The sequence below is a fragment of the Lysinibacillus sp. FSL P4-0201 genome (assembly GCF_038593425.1).
GTDB lineage: Bacteria > Bacillota > Bacilli > Bacillales_A > Planococcaceae > Lysinibacillus > Lysinibacillus capsici.
In genome coordinates, this window is the sequence record NZ_CP151995.1 from 3805398 (window position 1) to 3822790 (window position 17393).

Annotated in this window: 26 protein-coding genes; all 26 read right to left on the minus strand. The window is 35.2% G+C overall.

All coding sequences use genetic code 11. The annotated features are described in order from the left end of the window. Positions 1-22: 22 nt before the first annotated feature. The 26 genes from MKY76_RS19140 to MKY76_RS19265 all read right to left on the minus strand — a co-directional run bounded on the left by MKY76_RS19140 (position 23) and on the right by MKY76_RS19265 (position 17384). Positions 23-631, minus strand: coding sequence for a phage scaffolding protein (locus MKY76_RS19140; RefSeq protein ID WP_342557025.1), 609 nt, complete (start codon positions 629-631; stop codon positions 23-25). A 109-nt stretch (positions 632-740) separates the two neighbouring features. Beyond that, on the minus strand, positions 741-971 hold the full coding sequence (locus tag MKY76_RS19145; protein ID WP_342557026.1) for a hypothetical protein: 231 nt from the start codon (positions 969-971) through the stop codon (positions 741-743). A gap of 159 nt (positions 972-1130) precedes the next feature. Then, on the minus strand, positions 1131-2180 hold the full coding sequence (locus MKY76_RS19150; protein WP_342557027.1) for a minor capsid protein: 1050 nt from the start codon (positions 2178-2180) through the stop codon (positions 1131-1133). Beyond that, positions 2167-3678 (minus strand): phage portal protein, encoded by a 1512-nt coding sequence (locus MKY76_RS19155; protein ID WP_342557028.1) that lies wholly within the window; start codon positions 3676-3678, stop codon positions 2167-2169. The genes MKY76_RS19150 and MKY76_RS19155 overlap by 14 nt, the downstream gene beginning before the upstream one ends. Positions 3679-3697: 19 nt before the next feature. Beyond that, positions 3698-5128 (minus strand): phage terminase large subunit, encoded by a 1431-nt coding sequence (gene terL, locus MKY76_RS19160; RefSeq protein WP_342557029.1) that lies wholly within the window; start codon positions 5126-5128, stop codon positions 3698-3700. Then, positions 5125-6084, minus strand: coding sequence for a terminase small subunit (locus MKY76_RS19165; RefSeq protein WP_342557030.1), 960 nt, complete (start codon positions 6082-6084; stop codon positions 5125-5127). Before MKY76_RS19165 ends, terL begins: the two co-directional genes overlap by 4 nt. Before the next feature lie 68 nt (positions 6085-6152). Then, entirely contained in the window at positions 6153-6380 is a 228-nt protein-coding gene (locus MKY76_RS19170; RefSeq protein ID WP_342557031.1) for a DUF4177 domain-containing protein, read from the minus strand. Between the two features lie 642 nt (positions 6381-7022). Beyond that, positions 7023-7430 carry a hypothetical protein gene (locus MKY76_RS19175; protein WP_342557032.1) on the minus strand — a complete coding sequence of 136 codons (408 nt, stop codon included), beginning with the start codon at positions 7428-7430 and terminating at the stop codon, positions 7023-7025. 1 nt (position 7431) lies between these two features. Then, a complete protein-coding gene (locus MKY76_RS19180) occupies positions 7432-7722 on the minus strand; it encodes a hypothetical protein (RefSeq protein ID WP_342557033.1) in 291 nt (96 codons plus the stop codon). Between the two features lie 163 nt (positions 7723-7885). After that, positions 7886-8440, minus strand: a complete 555-nt coding sequence (locus MKY76_RS19185; protein WP_328003809.1) for a site-specific integrase — start codon at positions 8438-8440, stop codon at positions 7886-7888. A 6-nt stretch (positions 8441-8446) separates the two neighbouring features. Continuing rightward, positions 8447-8623, minus strand: coding sequence for a hypothetical protein (locus MKY76_RS19190; RefSeq protein ID WP_328003810.1), 177 nt, complete (start codon positions 8621-8623; stop codon positions 8447-8449). Positions 8624-8771: 148 nt separating this feature from the next. Then, a complete protein-coding gene (locus tag MKY76_RS19195; RefSeq protein WP_328003811.1) occupies positions 8772-9389 on the minus strand; it encodes an RloB family protein in 618 nt (205 codons plus the stop codon). 54 nt (positions 9390-9443) lie between these two features. Then, on the minus strand, positions 9444-10886 hold the full coding sequence (locus tag MKY76_RS19200; protein WP_342557034.1) for an ATP-binding protein: 1443 nt from the start codon (positions 10884-10886) through the stop codon (positions 9444-9446). 350 nt (positions 10887-11236) lie between these two features. Next, positions 11237-11482: a hypothetical protein gene (locus MKY76_RS19205; protein WP_328003813.1), complete on the minus strand. Its 246-nt coding sequence runs from the start codon at positions 11480-11482 to the stop codon at positions 11237-11239. A 24-nt stretch (positions 11483-11506) separates the two neighbouring features. Continuing rightward, entirely contained in the window at positions 11507-11686 is a 180-nt protein-coding gene (locus MKY76_RS19210) for a hypothetical protein (RefSeq protein WP_155591872.1), read from the minus strand. A gap of 79 nt (positions 11687-11765) precedes the next feature. Then, positions 11766-12014 (minus strand): hypothetical protein, encoded by a 249-nt coding sequence (locus MKY76_RS19215; RefSeq protein WP_342557035.1) that lies wholly within the window; start codon positions 12012-12014, stop codon positions 11766-11768. Next, positions 12002-12412 (minus strand): hypothetical protein, encoded by a 411-nt coding sequence (locus tag MKY76_RS19220; protein WP_342557036.1) that lies wholly within the window; start codon positions 12410-12412, stop codon positions 12002-12004. Before MKY76_RS19220 ends, MKY76_RS19215 begins: the two co-directional genes overlap by 13 nt. Positions 12413-12421: 9 nt before the next feature. After that, positions 12422-12562, minus strand: a complete 141-nt coding sequence (locus MKY76_RS19225) for a hypothetical protein (RefSeq protein WP_328003816.1) — start codon at positions 12560-12562, stop codon at positions 12422-12424. A gap of 2 nt (positions 12563-12564) precedes the next feature. Continuing rightward, the gene (locus MKY76_RS19230) at positions 12565-13029 is read right to left on the minus strand and encodes a hypothetical protein (protein WP_216486633.1); all 465 of its coding nucleotides are present in this window, start codon (positions 13027-13029) and stop codon (positions 12565-12567) included. Continuing rightward, on the minus strand, positions 13026-14312 hold the full coding sequence (locus MKY76_RS19235) for a replicative DNA helicase (protein WP_328003818.1): 1287 nt from the start codon (positions 14310-14312) through the stop codon (positions 13026-13028). The genes MKY76_RS19230 and MKY76_RS19235 overlap by 4 nt, the downstream gene beginning before the upstream one ends. Then, the gene (locus MKY76_RS19240; protein WP_342557037.1) at positions 14309-15028 is read right to left on the minus strand and encodes a conserved phage C-terminal domain-containing protein; all 720 of its coding nucleotides are present in this window, start codon (positions 15026-15028) and stop codon (positions 14309-14311) included. Before MKY76_RS19240 ends, MKY76_RS19235 begins: the two co-directional genes overlap by 4 nt. Before the next feature lie 3 nt (positions 15029-15031). Continuing rightward, entirely contained in the window at positions 15032-15682 is a 651-nt protein-coding gene (locus MKY76_RS19245; protein ID WP_342557038.1) for an ORF6N domain-containing protein, read from the minus strand. A gap of 285 nt (positions 15683-15967) precedes the next feature. Beyond that, positions 15968-16195, minus strand: a complete 228-nt coding sequence (locus MKY76_RS19250; protein WP_342557039.1) for a hypothetical protein — start codon at positions 16193-16195, stop codon at positions 15968-15970. Between the two features lie 175 nt (positions 16196-16370). Further along, positions 16371-16658: a helix-turn-helix transcriptional regulator gene (locus tag MKY76_RS19255; protein ID WP_342557040.1), complete on the minus strand. Its 288-nt coding sequence runs from the start codon at positions 16656-16658 to the stop codon at positions 16371-16373. 162 nt (positions 16659-16820) lie between these two features. Continuing rightward, complete coding sequence (locus tag MKY76_RS19260; protein ID WP_342557041.1) at positions 16821-17144, minus strand: DUF771 domain-containing protein; 324 nt, start codon at positions 17142-17144, stop codon at positions 16821-16823. Between the two features lie 39 nt (positions 17145-17183). Next, a complete protein-coding gene (locus MKY76_RS19265; protein ID WP_342557042.1) occupies positions 17184-17384 on the minus strand; it encodes a helix-turn-helix transcriptional regulator in 201 nt (66 codons plus the stop codon). Positions 17385-17393: the final 9 nt, after the last annotated feature.

The window sequence follows — 17393 nt, forward strand, 5'->3', positions numbered from 1 at the left end:
ATTTCCACCATTCCTTTAGTTTTTAAATTTGAGCATCTGGATTTTTTGCCATATACTCACTTAATTGTGAATATGTCATTTTTGATGTATCAACTGAACCTCCACTCCCACTAGGTTGTCCCCCTGGAATAGCACCAGCAATTACAGTTTCAGTAGATTCGAACACAAATTTAGTTTCTTCACTTTCGACAAGGGCTTTTACTTTATCAGCTAGACCAATGACTGTTTTACCGTCTTTGTCTAGAGACAATCCTTCACGATCTAACAATGCTTTAGCAGCCGTTAAATTTTTCGCCTTAGCAGCTGTGAGCGCTAAATCAATAGCACTTTCAATTTTTGATGCTTCTAATTCTTCTTGATGTTTTGTAGCAGCTAGTTTGTTAGCATCTTGAAGTTCCTTTATCGTATTTTCAAGCTCTTCATTGCCCTTTACTTGCTTTTGTAAATCTGTAAGCTGTGTATCACGCTCTGATAGTTGAGTTTCCAGTGAGCTTTTAGCAGTCGATAATTCGTTATATTTTGCTTTCGGCACCACATGTTTCGGAGCTTCTTTCGCTGCATTTGCCACAATTGTTTCAATCTGATCATCCGCAATACCTGCATTTTTAAGTAATTCTTTTAACCATTCCATTTCCATAACCTCCATACATTTTTATACAGGTCTGTGCCTGTTGGTGGTATACGCCTCTTTATGGTCTAGCCTTTAAAAAGACCAAAATAAAAAGCCGTATAAATACGACTTATTGTTCTTCATACATACCATTAATGACATCTACTTTGGCGCATTCTAATAAACCTAAAGCCTCTACCGACTCTCCATCAGATGAAACTACTTTGATAGTGCCATCTTTCGTTTTAATAACGCTTATTATCATTTCGATATCTTCAACATGATCTAAAGTATCTTCCAACGACGCCCTCGGTGTGATAATACCATCACGAATTGCTTTCTTTTCTCGAAAATCAATCAAAGAACATCACTCCTTGGCACACCAATAATGCTACTTAATTTACCATCTATAAAAATAGCGATTGTCTTTGGCGTTAAATATTCAATAGTCAGAAGATAAGACCGTTTTATTTTCATGCAACAAACCTCGCTCCCCATTTCCACCTTTTTGTTATAACAATTACTGCTGCTTAACACCAAAAATACGGAACCATTCGTTATAAGTCATATTTGATGGTACATAGTAAACGTCATCTGGATCACTATTATTTCCCCTACTAGCTGCTCGTTCTCCATAATTATCATCGAAATAAGGAACTGTGACTGTTCTACACCATGCATGAAATGGTGGAGCTGTAATGCCTGGTGCATAGTCACTCATGGGCAGTACTTTACCATCTAACTGTCTACAAATAGCACTTGTACGGTGATCTAAAGCAGATACAATTTCATATCGTTCTACATCTAGTTCTTTAAAAGCTTGTTGCTGTCCAGCAGACGCAAAAAAAGCAGATTCCGTCATGACTAGACGGCCTGCCTTCTTTGTACTCACATCAAATTGTTTAGAAATCTTTGCTATAACATTATTCAATGATTCGCCTTGAATTGTAGCTTGCGTGAGCTCCTTATGCAGCATATTGACTAATTCGTCCTTCGCTCGCCAAATACGAGTACTAAAAGTTGCACCATCAGCTGTCCAAGGTTTAGATACCATCATACTCAACTGTCGTTTATCAATAGAATGAAGACTATAACCAACTCCATAACCTACTTGTACCTCATAAGCTGTATGATAATAAGCTGAATGGTAAACTTCCTTTGCTAAACGCTCAACACCACCAATTTGCTGTCCATAAAGCATTTCCACATGTTGTTGGGTTTGAAGCTTAATAGCTTCTAAACGTGAAATATGGACACGAGCAGATGCGTTTTCTAGCTCTTTAGCCCAAGCAGCATTTATTCCATATTCTTCACCACGTCTAATGTATTCATGGACATCCCACTTAAACTCTTCTAAATCAGCGCCCTTAATCCACTTTTTAGCATCAGCAAGTGTAATTTCGTTATTATCAGCAAAGCGAACATACCAGTACGTAATATCCTTTTCGATAGCCCTCAAGGTATCCCGATAAATTCGCTCTAAATCCGTATAGTAGGCTTCTCCCTTACTCATTTCCGCATCAGCAAGCATTGTAAAACGCTTTTGCCAATAATCTCTACTCTTTGCCATTTCCAACGCCGCCTTTTAATTGATTAGGGAAATTAGCACGATAATCATCAGCTGCCTGCTGCTCTTTTTGTTTTTCCTTTTCTAGACGATCTAATTCTTGTTGAACATCAGTTACATAAGGATGTTGTTCTAGGCGTGATTCTAGTGGTAAATCCATAGATTTATTTAGACTATCAATTACCTCGGATTCATTTATCAAAATGTCTCGATTAAAAATTAGATCTACTAGTTCATCATCGAAATTTCCTAACTTTTTATGCTCTAAGTGCTTATTGATGAACCATAGCAATTCTTCAAATGACGCTTGAAATTCTGTCTCAATCCCATTTGCGTCAAGATCAATATCTAAATACATCGACTGTAGATTCATCTGATTAGGATTATTGCTCATTCTGTCATCTTTAGCATCATAGCCTCGACCATTCTCAATAATAGCCTTTTTTAACAAACTAAGAATTGATTCATAATTGTCTTTATTAACCTCTATATGAAGAGTTTCAACCTTTCCGTCTTTACCTGTAGCAGTTGTACGCACTTTAATAGCCCCGTATTGTGCTAAGTTCTTACGGAATTGCCCAAGGTCTTGTCCATCATAGTTATGGATAATCAATACAGTGCTACGAGCATCCTCCTGCATATTGTTATTGAAGTCGGATAGGATTTCGTTAATACCATCCTGCAAGCTTTTGACACGCTTAATCAATGGTATTTCACGATTGTTATAACGAAAAGGAATAAGGGGCACTCTCTCCCAATTAAGCGCTGTTACATTATCATCCGTTTTTGCTGTTAGATATGTTGCAAACTCTCCAACTTCAACATCAGGAACTAACTCACCATTTTCTAAAATGTATCTTTCAATCCCATTCAAGGTATAAATTTCAACCTTTTCAATGGTTTCTTTTTTGTCGCCTTTCCAAACCTCAACGGGAAATATTCGGACTGCATAATCTAATATGGTCTTTTCTCTATCCTTCCAGTAAGGAAGAACTTCATAAGCAGGTAATAACATAAAAGTGAACTGTCCATTTTGGTTGTAATATGGATAAAGCCACGATATACCATGATTTAGTACATACTCACCTAAATAGCGAAATGTTTTGTGGAATCGTTTGTTGAGTACAAGTTTCAAGGCTTTTTGGTATTTTTCGTTTTCTGTTTTAATGGTTAAAGGCTTTGCTAGAAGGTAGTTTACTTTTTGATCAACTAGTTTAGCGTATTGATTATCCAAACGTTTATTGTTTGGTAAGTTCTCAACTTCCTCTAATTCACCCTGATCGTTAAGAATTTTACGTTTACGAGTTAAAATATCCTGTTCACCTTCAAAGTACTTATCTCCAATAAACATCCATTCTCGCTCTCTAGATGTTTTAAATTGTCCAATTTCAATTTCTAATTGTTTTTTATGCGTGATTCCCTTCATGGCCCCTTCTTCAATGATACTTTTTAATCTGTCATTTTCTGTGCTAGCACCTTGAAATGGGAAATATCCTGCCATTTTATTCACCTCACTTTATTTAAAAATCATAAGGACTTCCACTACCCACAAATTCCGCAACTCCAGTAGTAGCATCTGGTGCATCATCATGAGCATTTTTACCTTCACGTTGATACTCTGTCATCGCTTTATAGTAATCGGGCCATTTATCTTTCCAATTGATCGGGAAGTAAATATGATTCATCACCCATGTAGAGTTCGATAATATACGAGCAATTTTATTGTTGGATTGATGGAATGGTTCAATATAAGTGTAGTTACTACTGTATTTTTCCATCAGTATTTTCTCTACAGAACGAGCAAAACCACGCCCACCACCGTTTGATTCGATGTAAGCATGGTTTACTTTGTTGTCATATAGTATTTTAGCTGTAGCTGGCTCTGTTTCTTCCATCGGTGCTTTCGTATACAACACATCAAGAATATAGGCTTCATTATCAAAAGTAACACCGTATACGATACTACATAGGTAATCATCACCTTCATCTGCTGTATCAGTGTAGTTCTGAATAACTTTGAATGTTGGTAAATCTCCATCATACGTTTTAAATGCTTTGTATAATCGGCCTTTTAAATCTAGTGGTTGTTGATAATAGTTAGCATTTAAAATAGCCTCGTCCATAAAATCGGCCAAGGCATCAAAGTTTTTTCTATTCAATAGTTCTGGACATAACATATTACCTTCATCATCCATAGCTGGCATCATCAGTACATACCATTCACTAGCACGTTTCCCATCAAGGATACGACCACAAATATCTTTTTTACTCCATCTCGTCATATTAACGATTTTAATGGAACGATCCGTTTGCTCTTGCCGTGATAAGAATGTATCAGTGAACCATTGCCACTGTTTGTCTAAGGCATTTTCGTTTTGAGCTTCGGCAGCATTCTTGATAGGGTCATCAACGATAAGGATATTACCACCCTTACCAGTAATGGAACCACCAAGACCTGCGCCTTTATAATTGAAATGCTGTCCTTCTAATGCCCACTGACGGTATGATGAATCGCCCTTTTTAACCTTTACTCCTGGAAAGATATCGCTATAGACAATTTCATGAGGATATACTTTCTCTTCACTGATTCCGTCACGAGTATAACGACTGAAAACAGTTGCTAAATCTTCGTTATATGACGCTGTGATAATACGGTTTTCCTGTCTATCTCCTAGCACCCACTCACAAAAATGAATTAATGTACGTGACTTACCATGACGTGGAGGTATGTTCATAATCATATTTTCATATGGGACACCATCTTCATTTAGCAAACGCCCTTCATACAATGCTTGGAGCGTCTCACAAATCTTTTCTAGGTGAGTGCGTCCATCAATGTAGAAATCAGGTGCTCTTGTCTTGCAATACTCCCAAAACGATTGTCGAGAAAGGTATTTACGCTCTTCAATGAGTGCATCGAGTAGTTCGATTTCAGCTTGTTCAGCATTCATTGTTTCGTCATTCCTTTCAATCGTTCTATCGCTTCTCGACGCTGTTCTGGTGTCATATAGGAGTATTTATTATCTTCTGGACCAACAACATTTTCTTTTTTGTATTGTTCTATTTCGATGCGTTTAGCTTCGTTAGAACACTTCAATTGCTCATTCTGTAGCTGCTTACGCTCATTTTCATTAAGTAAGTCAGTATATTTTGCTAAGAATGCCAGTGCTGACATCTTGTCAGCGAGTTTAACCTTAAACATACCGTCTTTTCCTTTTGATAGTTCGGTAATGAGTGTCCCGTCAATCTCTTCTGAATGATGCATCGAGAATTTAGTATACGTGTATGGTACTATTTCTGTTTTCTCTGACTTCTTTGAACCATCTGGGTTAAACTCTAATGTTGTTTCTGTTGATTCTGACTCGACTTGAGTAAAGTCTATGAAGTCTGTTATATCTGCAAAAGCAATAGCTTTATATTTCTCTAGCACATCGAATTTATCCAAATCCAAATTCTCAAGCCTTTGCCTTTTTAATTCTGCAACGGTCTCTTTCACCTTAGCATTACTTAGCAATCTACTTCCGTTCGCCATCGCTGTTCGATAGCTGCAATCATACACTTTTTTATATGCACTTGTAGCATTCAGTGAACGAACATAGTACATACAAAAAAGTCGTTGTTTATCAGTTAATCCGTCCTCTGTTACCAAAGTGGAAATTTCATCTAATTCAACGACTTTTTCTTTACTTTTTTTCGGTTGCTTTTTTATCGGAGTACTCCGTTCGTCTGATTGGAGTACTCCATTGAGTTTTTCATTCCAATTATCTTTGGCTTTAGACTTCCATGAGCCAATAGTCTTTTCAGGAACACCCAACATTTCAGCTATTGCTCTATTTGTAATGTCCCCATTATGTTCCTTGTAAATTTCAAATGCTTTATCACGATTAGGATCTCTTGCTCTAGCCATATCTCATACACCACCACCTCCAACACAAAAATAAAAAGACACTCAATTTTGAGCATCTTTTACTTTGATTAAACTTCTTGATATTCTCTTTTAAAAACGATAACAATCGAATACGTTTCAACAGAACTGACTCCGTTAGTGTCAGAAATTGCGGAACTATCAACTTGATGTGTCATTGAAACAACTTCCCAACCATCGGAACCGTATTCATTTAACATCTGATCGAAATCATCAGAGTCTTCTATACTTGAAATCGCTGAATCCCAATAAACAGTTTCATATTCCCATTTCTTCACTACACTCACCCCCTGCCGTTCAATCATAAACCAGAAGATGAAATATATGTAATAACTTTTTGCTCTCAAAACAACACCAAACTCCGCCCTATCGGTTACTAGTACATGACAGTCTTTTTCGATATCTAATATTCCTAAGATACTTACTCACCCGTAAACCAGTCCTTTTTATTTGTATGGCTGTTTGATGCAGTTTTCAAAGCAAAAGAAAAAGCATCATAAAGCTTTTACAGCTATTACAATGCTTTTATAGTTCCTGTTTAGACAGGAATAATTAATTAGTGAAGTAGACAAGGATTTGCACCTTGTATGGTAATTTTCGTGGTATCTCGTTTATGCCCGATATTGCTGAAGCTTCAGCGCCCTATTACCAAGAGCCATTAGCTAAACCACTACATTGCGTCTACCTATTCCGCCACTACTCCTTCATTCAAGCCTCCATCCTAAGATGAAAGCTTTGATATTGTTATAAATTTATCCAGAGCTCACTTGTGACTCATGGCGGAGCGTACCACGTTATTTTGTAACAAATTGTGTTTAGTGCATTTCCGTTCACTTTTTCAATTTGGTTGTTCTTTCCTATTACCTCATTTATGAATGTACTACATATTGTCAATATATAATGTGGCATGATTGTGGCTTTTAAGTAAATGAAGCCTCTTTTTTATTACTTTTAGAAGCTACACGACGAATATGGTCATATGAATATTCAAGTTCATCAGCAATTTCTTGATATGTCATGCCATCAATGAAGCGAAGTTTTGCTATTTTATATTCTAGTCCTTCTAATTTATCAACGTTCTCTCGAATCTCTTTTTCAATCTCTTGGTATGCTTTTAGCCGTTCTTCTAATTGATCCATACGAGCATATAGAAAGTCCACACGTTTTGCTGCTATATCTAGGCCGTATTTTCTTGCACCTTCACTAAATAATGGATGCTTGCTGCTCTTACCTAACCAATAATCCAGATCTAATTGAACAGCTTCTATCTCAGCCTTAATAATATCAATTACCTTTAATATATCTGCATAACTCTCCATGATTAACATATTATCGCCCCTTAACCATTTTCTTGTTTTGTTTAAATAACTTAACTGCCAGTTCATGTAATTCATCTGTTGGTTTGGCACGTAGTATGTCTGATACGTCTGTTCCAATCACTTTTCGTTTGCCAATGCGAAATCCTAAATCATTCAACAGATTGGCTACTCTTGCTACATGTTCATGTAAGACATAGAGCTTAATAGCATATTGCTCAAATGTTTCAGGCACGTATCCTTCAACCAACTTGATGTAATCCTCTAGCTTTTTTATCTGCTCCCTTGCTTCATCAATGGTCATACTCTCACTTGCCCCTCTCTACTGCACTTCAAAACATAGACTGGTGCACTCGCCCTTTATCACAAACCCTGTACTATCAATGCTTCAACCTACTTCTAAATATGAGTACACGCTACTCTTTTTTATGTTGTACTGTATAAATAAAAAAGAAATTGTTGTTTAATCATTTCACCCAATCAGGTTTAAAATTATCCATCGCTTTATCCAATACATCTTGATTGATTCCTACATATCTCAATGTTGTTTCTGGTGAAGAGTGATTGAATAAAGCTTGTAATGCTACTATGTCTTTTGACTTTAAATAGAAATGATAACCAAATGTTTTGCGTAATGTATGTGTCCCGATTTCTCTAATTCCACATTCCTCTGCTGCTTTACGCAAAATACGATAGGCTGTTGATCTATCAATTGGTCGATTGTCCCCTTGTCTACTTCTAAATAGATACTCACCTTCACTCAAACCTTGTATATAGCGTTGAACATCTTTCCTTATATATGGTGGGAAAGTGAAACGTTTTGGCTTGTTTGTCTTTTTTTCCACAATATCTATATGAGCGTATTGAACATCTTCTTTTCGAAGCTGTAACATGTCAGATATTCGAAGACCAGCACTTATACCGATATAGAACAACATATAATCTCTTTCATTCATGCTTTTTAAATATTGAAGCATTGCATTTACCTTTTCTGGATCACGTATAGGCTGAACAACTTTCATTTACAATCATCCTTTCTGTCTAAATGCTCCATTTACTCTTTTGTAAGTGCTTCTCCTAACTCCCATTAATTCTTCAATTTCTCTTTGACTCATCTTCTTTTTAGGTTGGCGTCTTTTTGACGCTTGCCCTTCAACTTCTTTACTTAATCCCTTTTGTACCAACTCTGTTTGTAACGTTCGCACATATTTCACCCCTATATCAAAATAAAAAGAGGCACCAACAAAACAGGTCATTTGCCTGTTTGTTAGTGCCTCCGGTATTTTCCGTAAAGACATAATTATATATTTCTAAATATAAATAACTTCAAAACAATTTACTTTTCACGAGAGATTAGTTATATCTTCCTTTAAACTTACTAATTTTAAAAATATCTTCTACTACATTATGTATATTATGGAAGGGATTTTTGGATAAAAAATTAATTAAATTTCCCGTTTGATTTAAATGGGGACTATCTAAAGAATTACTTATAGCGTTGTTAACTTTGTCACTTAAATAATCCCCAATTTTAGCATTATTCTTCATATCATCTTCATAACTTGTACATTTAAAATGTTTGTTTAATTTCTGAATTATATTTGGTTGTGTTTTATAAGAATCAACTTTTTCAAAATGCATCAATACCCACAAATCAAAAGAGATATTTGAATATCCAACATCTATGCCATTTTGGTTAGCTGCATTTAATGCATTTGTTAATTCTTGAATAGTGTTTCGATCTTTATCAAAAATTGCATATACTTTTTTAGCACCACTAATATGAGGTGAATTTATGGCTGAATGCACTACTCCATAAGCATTAGTTCTTTTAGATTTATGAGGTTCTACATGAACGTTTCCACCTCTGTATTTCCTTTTTAACATATTAAAATAATGAACTTCGGTATATCCTTCGCAGAAAATAACTATTTTATCTTTCTCTTGAAGATTTTTAGACTTCCTTGCCATCAAATAACCTCTTCCAAGTATTTTTAATTAATTATTAATGTAATTTTTTACATTTTATTTATCTTTTATTTTTATTATTTCTTTTTTTTCTTTTATTTCTTTTATTTCTTTTATTTCTTTTATTTCTTTTATTTCTTTTATTTCTTGTTTTTCTTGTTTTTCTTGTTTTTCTTTAGTTGTGCTCCCATAATATTCAGCCATTGTATCTACTAATGATTCAATTCGAACTTGTGGATTAGCTCCAAATCGACCATCAATATACCTTTTGAAAAAAGAAAGATCATGTCTAGAGTTTTTATTAAAATAAGAATTATATCCACTTGGCTCTAGATTGTTGAAATCAAACAAAGAAAACAAATTACTCTCTCCATCATAATCTTTCTCCAATAAATAGATTTGGTCCTTTCTTATATCACAATCTAAATGTTGTAGTTCATGTGATGTTAAAATAAACTGATTATTATTAAATTCCGAATTAAATAACTTTATAAGAGCCTGGGATACAGCCAAATGGAATGAATCATCAAACTCATCAAAGATTAATACTTTTCCTTCTTGACCAGCATTCAAAATGGATAAAATAATCCTAATAAACTTTCTAGTCCCTGACGATTCTAATTCAAGCGGCAACCTTGCTTTTCCAATATTTTCTTGTTCATCATTATAAAGATTATAAACAGTTCTTAAATCAGTTTCAACTCTTGTTTCAGGTATTGTTAGCTCACCTTCATTAGCTTTAACTAATGGTGATAAAAGTTTCATCATTAATTCTTGCTGTTCATTAGAGAATTTTTTTATCTTTTTGTCTACCTCGATATCTTTAATATTAAAGTCTGCTACTTTCAATAATCTCAAGAATAGATCTTTAATTTCTTTATTCTCTAAAATATCTATATCGTCCTCGATATTACTAAAATCACATAACTGCAAGTAATCCGAGAACCATAGTGTTACATTTATTGCATGTACATCGTTATTATCTTGTAATAAATATAAAAACAATGTATTTTTCCTTGTTTTTTGTGCAATACTTTCTGTCCCTAAAGGAAGTTTTTCAAATTCATTATTAATCCTTTTAAAGTAAGTTTTGTATTTCTTATTTCCAGTAGAATACTCTAAATGTTCATAAGTAAATAGTTCTTCATTGTAACTGATTGTATAACGATATTTAATATTATTAATAATAAATTCTATTTCAAAGGTAGTGGGTTCTGCTTGATTTTCTATATTAAGTAAAAATGGAACGTATGGTAAATCTGTAGTAATAAATGATGCTTTTTTTAAAACCAAATTCTTAAACGTTTGTAAAGCATTAATGACGTTACTCTTCCCAGAACCATTAGGTCCGAATAAAACAATATTCTTTAAAAGGCGTATATCCTTTACCTTCATTGTATTAGTATCATTAAATTTCCTTAATCTTTCACCAGATTCTAATGAAAGCTCTGTTTTGCTTTTAAATGATAAATAATTTTCTATTGAAAATTGTATAATCATAAAATAAACACTCCCAATTCTAATTGTTTATACTAAAAAAATACACTTTTTATCGATAAAAGTACAGTTTAAATACAAAAAAATGTATTTAAAACCCATTTTTGTTATTCCCTTATTTAAAATATGGTGTAGACTTATTAAATCTATACATAATCTTAAAAAATCATGTTATGTTTTCTTTTATATGAAATATCATGCTTTTTAGAACCAACACTGCGATAAATATTAGCTCTACAATAATTCAATTGTTTAATTAGTTCACATTAGACGATTAATCTAACCAGCCCATCTTTCAAAAAATTTCTATTAAATGTATCATATAGCAATAAACTAACTAATTAATTCTTCTTTCAATACTTCCTAATCGAATATGAACCCTCAACCAAAACTGGCACTCCACCTTGTTGGGTTATGTGCAGTTGATGCATTTCTTTTTCACACCAATAAACATGTATTTCTTGACCTTCAACCTGAATTAAACCTAAGTGTTCGTAAGTATCTTTTCCAAAGAAGATTACTGGAAGGGCCTCTGTGAACTCGTTATATATTGCTTTTAAATCTACAAAATTATTTTTTGGTGCTACTATTACTGTCATTAGTAATCACTCCCCTGTTCACTCTCATTTCTTCACTGCTCCAACGCGTCTACGCTTGCTCTCGCTCACTTCAAATACCTTGCCGTGCTGCCACTGGATAGAATCTTGTCCATACTCTTTAGGCTCTAGAACCTCTACAATTGCACCTTGTTGAACGATGTAAACACCATCGCCTAATGCCCCTAAATTAACTGTATTGCCCATATTAGCCCCTCCCTGCTATAATTGCTGTAGTGTATTTAGCAAGAGGGTTTAAATGTAGGGTTACGGTTGCAGCCGTACCCTACGCAATCCATTCCAGCTCACACGCCTCACATTGAATGATTTCTTCACTAATTTGCACCATAATTGTATTTCCTCTAACTTCAAGCACAGTCCCCATTTTTCCGATGAAATGATCGTAGTAATATTTTCGATAATTATAGATTTCAAAGTTGGTTGACTCATCCACTAACTGTAACTTCACTTTGTCATAAATCTGAAAAGTATGTTTTTCAATTACTGGACAATCAAAGATACTTAACTGTTGCATAAGTCTTGTCCTTTATTTTTTCTAGGTCTAGCTTTAATTAACCCTCGATGCTTTTTCCAGTCATACAATTCTTTTTTCGAAAGCCCATACTTTTCCTCGATTTGATAAGTCCGAAAACCTGCTTTCTCTAATATGCTAAGTCTTTCTGTTGTAAGTACTAAGCCGTATGGAGTTTCTGATTGCCTTAAAATTTCTTCAGCAATTGTATTTGCTTTTGTAGACTTTCGTATTTGACTTAGATGTTTGCCTATATAATTTAACTCTTCTTTTATGGAACATTTGTTACAAGCAGATACTCCACTTTCACGAATCTTGATACAAGGATTACAATGATTGTCGTTCAAACTTTTTTGCATTTCTAGGAGGTTCAATCTTTCATTTCGCTCTTTATTCCTCATGAAATCACCTCATCCATAGATTGCTTTGCTCATTTGTTCGTCATAGACTAACCACAATTCAGCATCCGTCATATTTTCAAAAAAGGACTCTGCTTTCCCAGTCAGTAGGCTACATGTAAAAATCAGTTCTGAACGTTCTACTTGGCTCATTTTCACACCCCCAATCGATACAGGACATTCTCTTTTGCCTTGGCATGTCCCAAATATGCAGGAAATTGAACTAGCTTTTTTCTATACTCGAACAAGGTCATTTCTAACCCTGTATCTGCAAAGAGCATTTTGTTTGGTAAAAGTCGAGTAGCATTAATGACCTTTTCACATTTACCAAATTTGTCATTGTGAAGTATGGTTGCGTCAAGCGATTGTTCAGCTAAATAAAATGCATATAAATCAGAATTAGGCGCTTTGACGACAAACAACTTTACTCGTCCAATACCAAGTGTATTATTCGAAACTAATTCTTTAATTGCTTCACAGTCCACAGGAATGTTCTTTAGCTTATCTACATCATCTTGAAGCTTTATGCCTTGCTGTGTAATTGCCCACCATGCATGATGCGCTACACCACTCATATCGCATTCAACTGCCAAATCTAATAATTCTTTTACTGTTGTCACTTTGAACCACCCTGCCCCCATACCACATTAGCAAGTCGCCCTGTCTCTTTAATGTAAACAGCCATTACAGTACCAGTTGGACCATTTCTATGCTTTGCAATGATGAACTCTAGCATATTTTTACTCTCTGATTCTTTGTCATAGTAATCATCTCTGTAGAGGAACATAATTACATCTGCATCTTGCTCGATATTCCCTGAATCACGTAAGTCACTCATCATCGGACGTTTATCTTGCCTTGCTTCAACACTCCGATTTAACTGTGATAAACATACAACTGGGCAATCAAATTCTTTTGCCATTTGCTTTAAGTCCCAACTGATTTGCCCAATAATTTGTGTTTGATTATCTTTAGGATTCGCCCCACGAATGATTTGTAGATAGTCGATAAAAATGATTGGCTGTCTGTTTGGGTTGGCCTTTATAATCTTTCTAGCGCTTGCACGTATTTGTGCAACTGTTAATCCTGCTCGGTCATCGATTTCAATTTTTGTATTGCTTAAATGCGTCAATGTTGGTAGCCAATTATTCTTTTGTTCCTCTGAAAAATGCTCATATGGATTACGCATTTTTAATCGGTTAAAGTTACCTGCTGCTGCTATTAATCTGTTAAGTAATGTTTCTCGGCTCATTTCTAACGAAAAGATAATTGGTAAGTACCCTGCCCATCCAGCTGCCATTGCAAAATGATCAAGCGTGTCCGTCTTCCCCATTGAAGGACGAGCAGCAACTATAGTTAACTCTTTTCGTTGAAAACCATTTAACATTTTGTCTAAATCACTTAATCCAGAAGTTACACCTTTTCTGACAGCACTTTTTTTATATGGGGTATCTCCTAGTTCAACGAGATCGATCATGATACTTGTGTTTTGCTCTGTATCACTTCCTTGAATATCATCTAGAGCTTTTTGAATGTTATCAATTGTCCAAGCTTCTTGTTGTGCTTGTTGAAGAATAAAGGCTTTTTTTCGCTCTCTCCAATGGGCTACTAGAATTTCACGATAATTATCAAACTTTACTGTATTTGCAAAGTTACTTAGTTCTGCTAGATAATTGGCTCCACCCAATTCCATTGGCTCACGCATCGTCATTAGCGTGATATAATCAATGGTTTTCCCTGCTGATGCTAGTTCTTGCATACAAGAGAAAATGTTACGGTGTATTTGACTTGTAAAATGTTCTGAATCTAAACCACTATCAGAAATTAAGTAGTTTTCTACTAGCATTATTCCTAGTAAGCTTTTTTCTGCTAATTCAATACTAAGCTCATGCGTTTGGATCATCCGTAATCTTCTCCTTCGTTAAAATTCAACTCCACTGGCTTTGCAACAGGTGTTGCTACTTTTTGTTTAGGTGAAGTATTTTCGTTCAGGTAGTTTTCAAAATTTTTCGGAGCAAATAAAGTGCTCGGTCTTAAGTAGGCATTCATATCTGGGTTGTTTAGCCATTGAGCAACCTTTATATCAATAACTCTCTTAAAGTCATCTACTGAATATCCTTCTGCCAATCGACCATTAATAAATTTTTTTGTAGCGCCAGTAGATGCCTTGAAGTTTTTAGAAGCACTGACGTTTAAATACTCGATGATTAACTCGATATTCTTTTTATCATTACTTAGTAAAGAATCAGTAATTAGTAGTGCTTCCTTTCGTACATCTTCATTACCTACTTGTACATTTTGGGAAAGTAGAGAGTCCTCTTGCGTTTGTGGCACTTCAAAAACTACAGTTTCCCAATGATCTATTTTTTTATCTTTGTAGACTGGAAATCGTTTAACATAACCATGTGTTTTCAACTCATTAAAACCAGAACGAAAGGACTTTTCTCCGTCTGTAGAATGCTTCATAAGCTCATTCATATGGAAAACCCAATTGTCTGGCATCGATAACATATACGCTATGATTCCTTTTGCTTTCCAACTAAGACGGGTATCCTTTAGTGCTGCTTTATGAAGGACTGTGTAGTTACTATTTTTCTCAACCCTAACTATTCCTTGCATTTTCTAGCCCTCCCATGTTGCTACAAACTTCAATGCATCCTGCAACTCATGCTGTTTAACATCACGATATGAGCTCACTTGATAGTGCTCTTTAATTGCTGAATAGATTGCTCTGAACATTGCTGGACGTGTACCTTTATCTTTTGCTAAAGCATGCACACGCTCTCCTACGGCTGCTCGTAATCGGCTCTGCTCACCTGAATGCAATGTAACCTGTTGTTTTAACATGTCCTCCAATGTAGTCACCCTGCTTTCTAATTGCTGATAGTCTTCTAGAGTAATAGCCAAAGGAGCTTGTCCCTGTTGCATTGTTTGCTGTGGTGTAGTTTCTAAGATGCTGTAATAACTGTTTACAAGGGTTGTAAAAGCTTCTTTAGCTCGTTTACTTTTTAGAAAGCTAGAATGGAGCCAAGCACCCTTTTCAGTCCATAGATTCAAAGATGATGCAAATTTTAGGCTAGCGTCATCTGGACGCTCGGCTTTAAATGCCTTTAAAGATTCACCTGTTAATTGAAAATAATGCTCACCTTCAAGGAATTGATCTTGGTTACGACCAAAATTACGATTGATGATTTTTGCGTTTGTATGGTAGGATTCTGCAAGTTGTGCGCTTGTTAGAACGCGCATTCCACCATGTACGATAAGTTGTGACATACAATGCCCTCCCTTGCCATTAGGCTTCAAACTTGATATAATTTTGTTAATGTATTTTTCTAAGTTGCTTACTCGCATGCCAGTGCTTGTAAGCTTTTTTTGTGCCTACTTTTAAGGGTAGCGTCATTTTGACGTGCGGCTTTGTAAATTGCCATATACTGTTCAACAGGTTTCATTAGTCGCCAAGCTTTAACGTCAATCCTCAACTAAATCACCACCTTCTGATGCAATCATTCGCATCATCGGACTCACAAACATATTTGTGAATCCTGTGATAAGAATGAATTAAACAGCTTTTAATGATCTTGTTACTGATAGCATTTTTTCTACTTCATGAATCGTATCCTCAATGCCTGTTACCAGACCTTTTTGATAGTTGTATTCAATGAATTTCTCTAGATGTGTCTCTTGATCTTTACTGTTTGATAAATCGGCGACTGCACGAGCACATTTGTTTAATGTAACCTTCGCTTGATTTAGATTTTCATTTAATTGTTCTAGAATACGGTCCATTAATAAATCCTCCCTGTATTGACTATTTACGAAAGTTTGTTCATAATAAAAGGACAAGGTTTGTAATATATTTCGTTGAACTGTTGACCCTCGGAAGTTACAGTTCATCCAATGCAGGTACTTATGTGCTTGCATTTTTTTATGCCTTTTTTTACTTCCACAATTAACACTCCTTTTATAAAAAGAACCACCATCCAAATCCACCAACTATGGGCATTAATGATTGAACAATTATGTTAATATCAATCCCATTGATCATTTGCTGTGATAACAGCATGCCAATTTCCTGTGTATTTGTTTGTTTAAACCATTCCATAAAAGTGAAAATATCAGGTGGTTTACGGTTGTTTTCGTATTTAGAAATACATGTTTGGCTTCTATTCATTTGAGCTGCCAAATCTTCCTGTGACATACCACTTTTAATTCGACATGCCTGTAATAGTGCTCCCAACCCCAACTTCAAACTCTCACCACCTTTTTATGCCGATTTGGAATACTCCGCTAAGTTAGAAAATGTTAAAATTGTTAATAAGAAGGAATAACAAATTACATATATCCTCGTTTGTTTCTCTCCAAGCTTTTCCTCAATCAAAGACCACTTTTGAAGGGTAGCGTCAGAGGGACGTTACCCTCTCCAAATTAAATGGAAGTTATCATCGAGAAACTGCGCCATTTTTGTTGCTTGGAAAGCCCAAGGTGATCCTTTACCTTTTGGGTAGTAAACAAATCCTCCATTACGAGTGTCTAATTTTTCTTTAAACTTAGGAACAAAAAGGATGTTCTCTTGTAGCCATTCAGATTTTCTGCCTGTTTGAGCCTCCAAATCTTTCATCGTCCAGAATTTCCCTTTTAATTTTGTTCTTTGTAATTCCTCTAGCTCAACTTTGCTTATTAACACTTGATCTTCTGGAATATGAATAGTTAGTTGGACATTTAATTGCTGCTGCATAAAATACCTCCTTTATCAAAACCGCACATTTTGTGTTGTCTAAGAGTAAAAAATTTCTCCTACTGTTTTTTTAAAGTAGGAGGCAATTCTAACCTTGACCTCATCTTTTGGAATGCGTTGTCCATTCTCATACATTTGCCAAGCGCTAACACTTACACCAACCGCCTTGGCAACCTCTTCCCGTGATGCTTCACCTCTCAAATCAGTGAGGATTTGACCAATTTTTTCTTTATTCAACACTTCACCTCC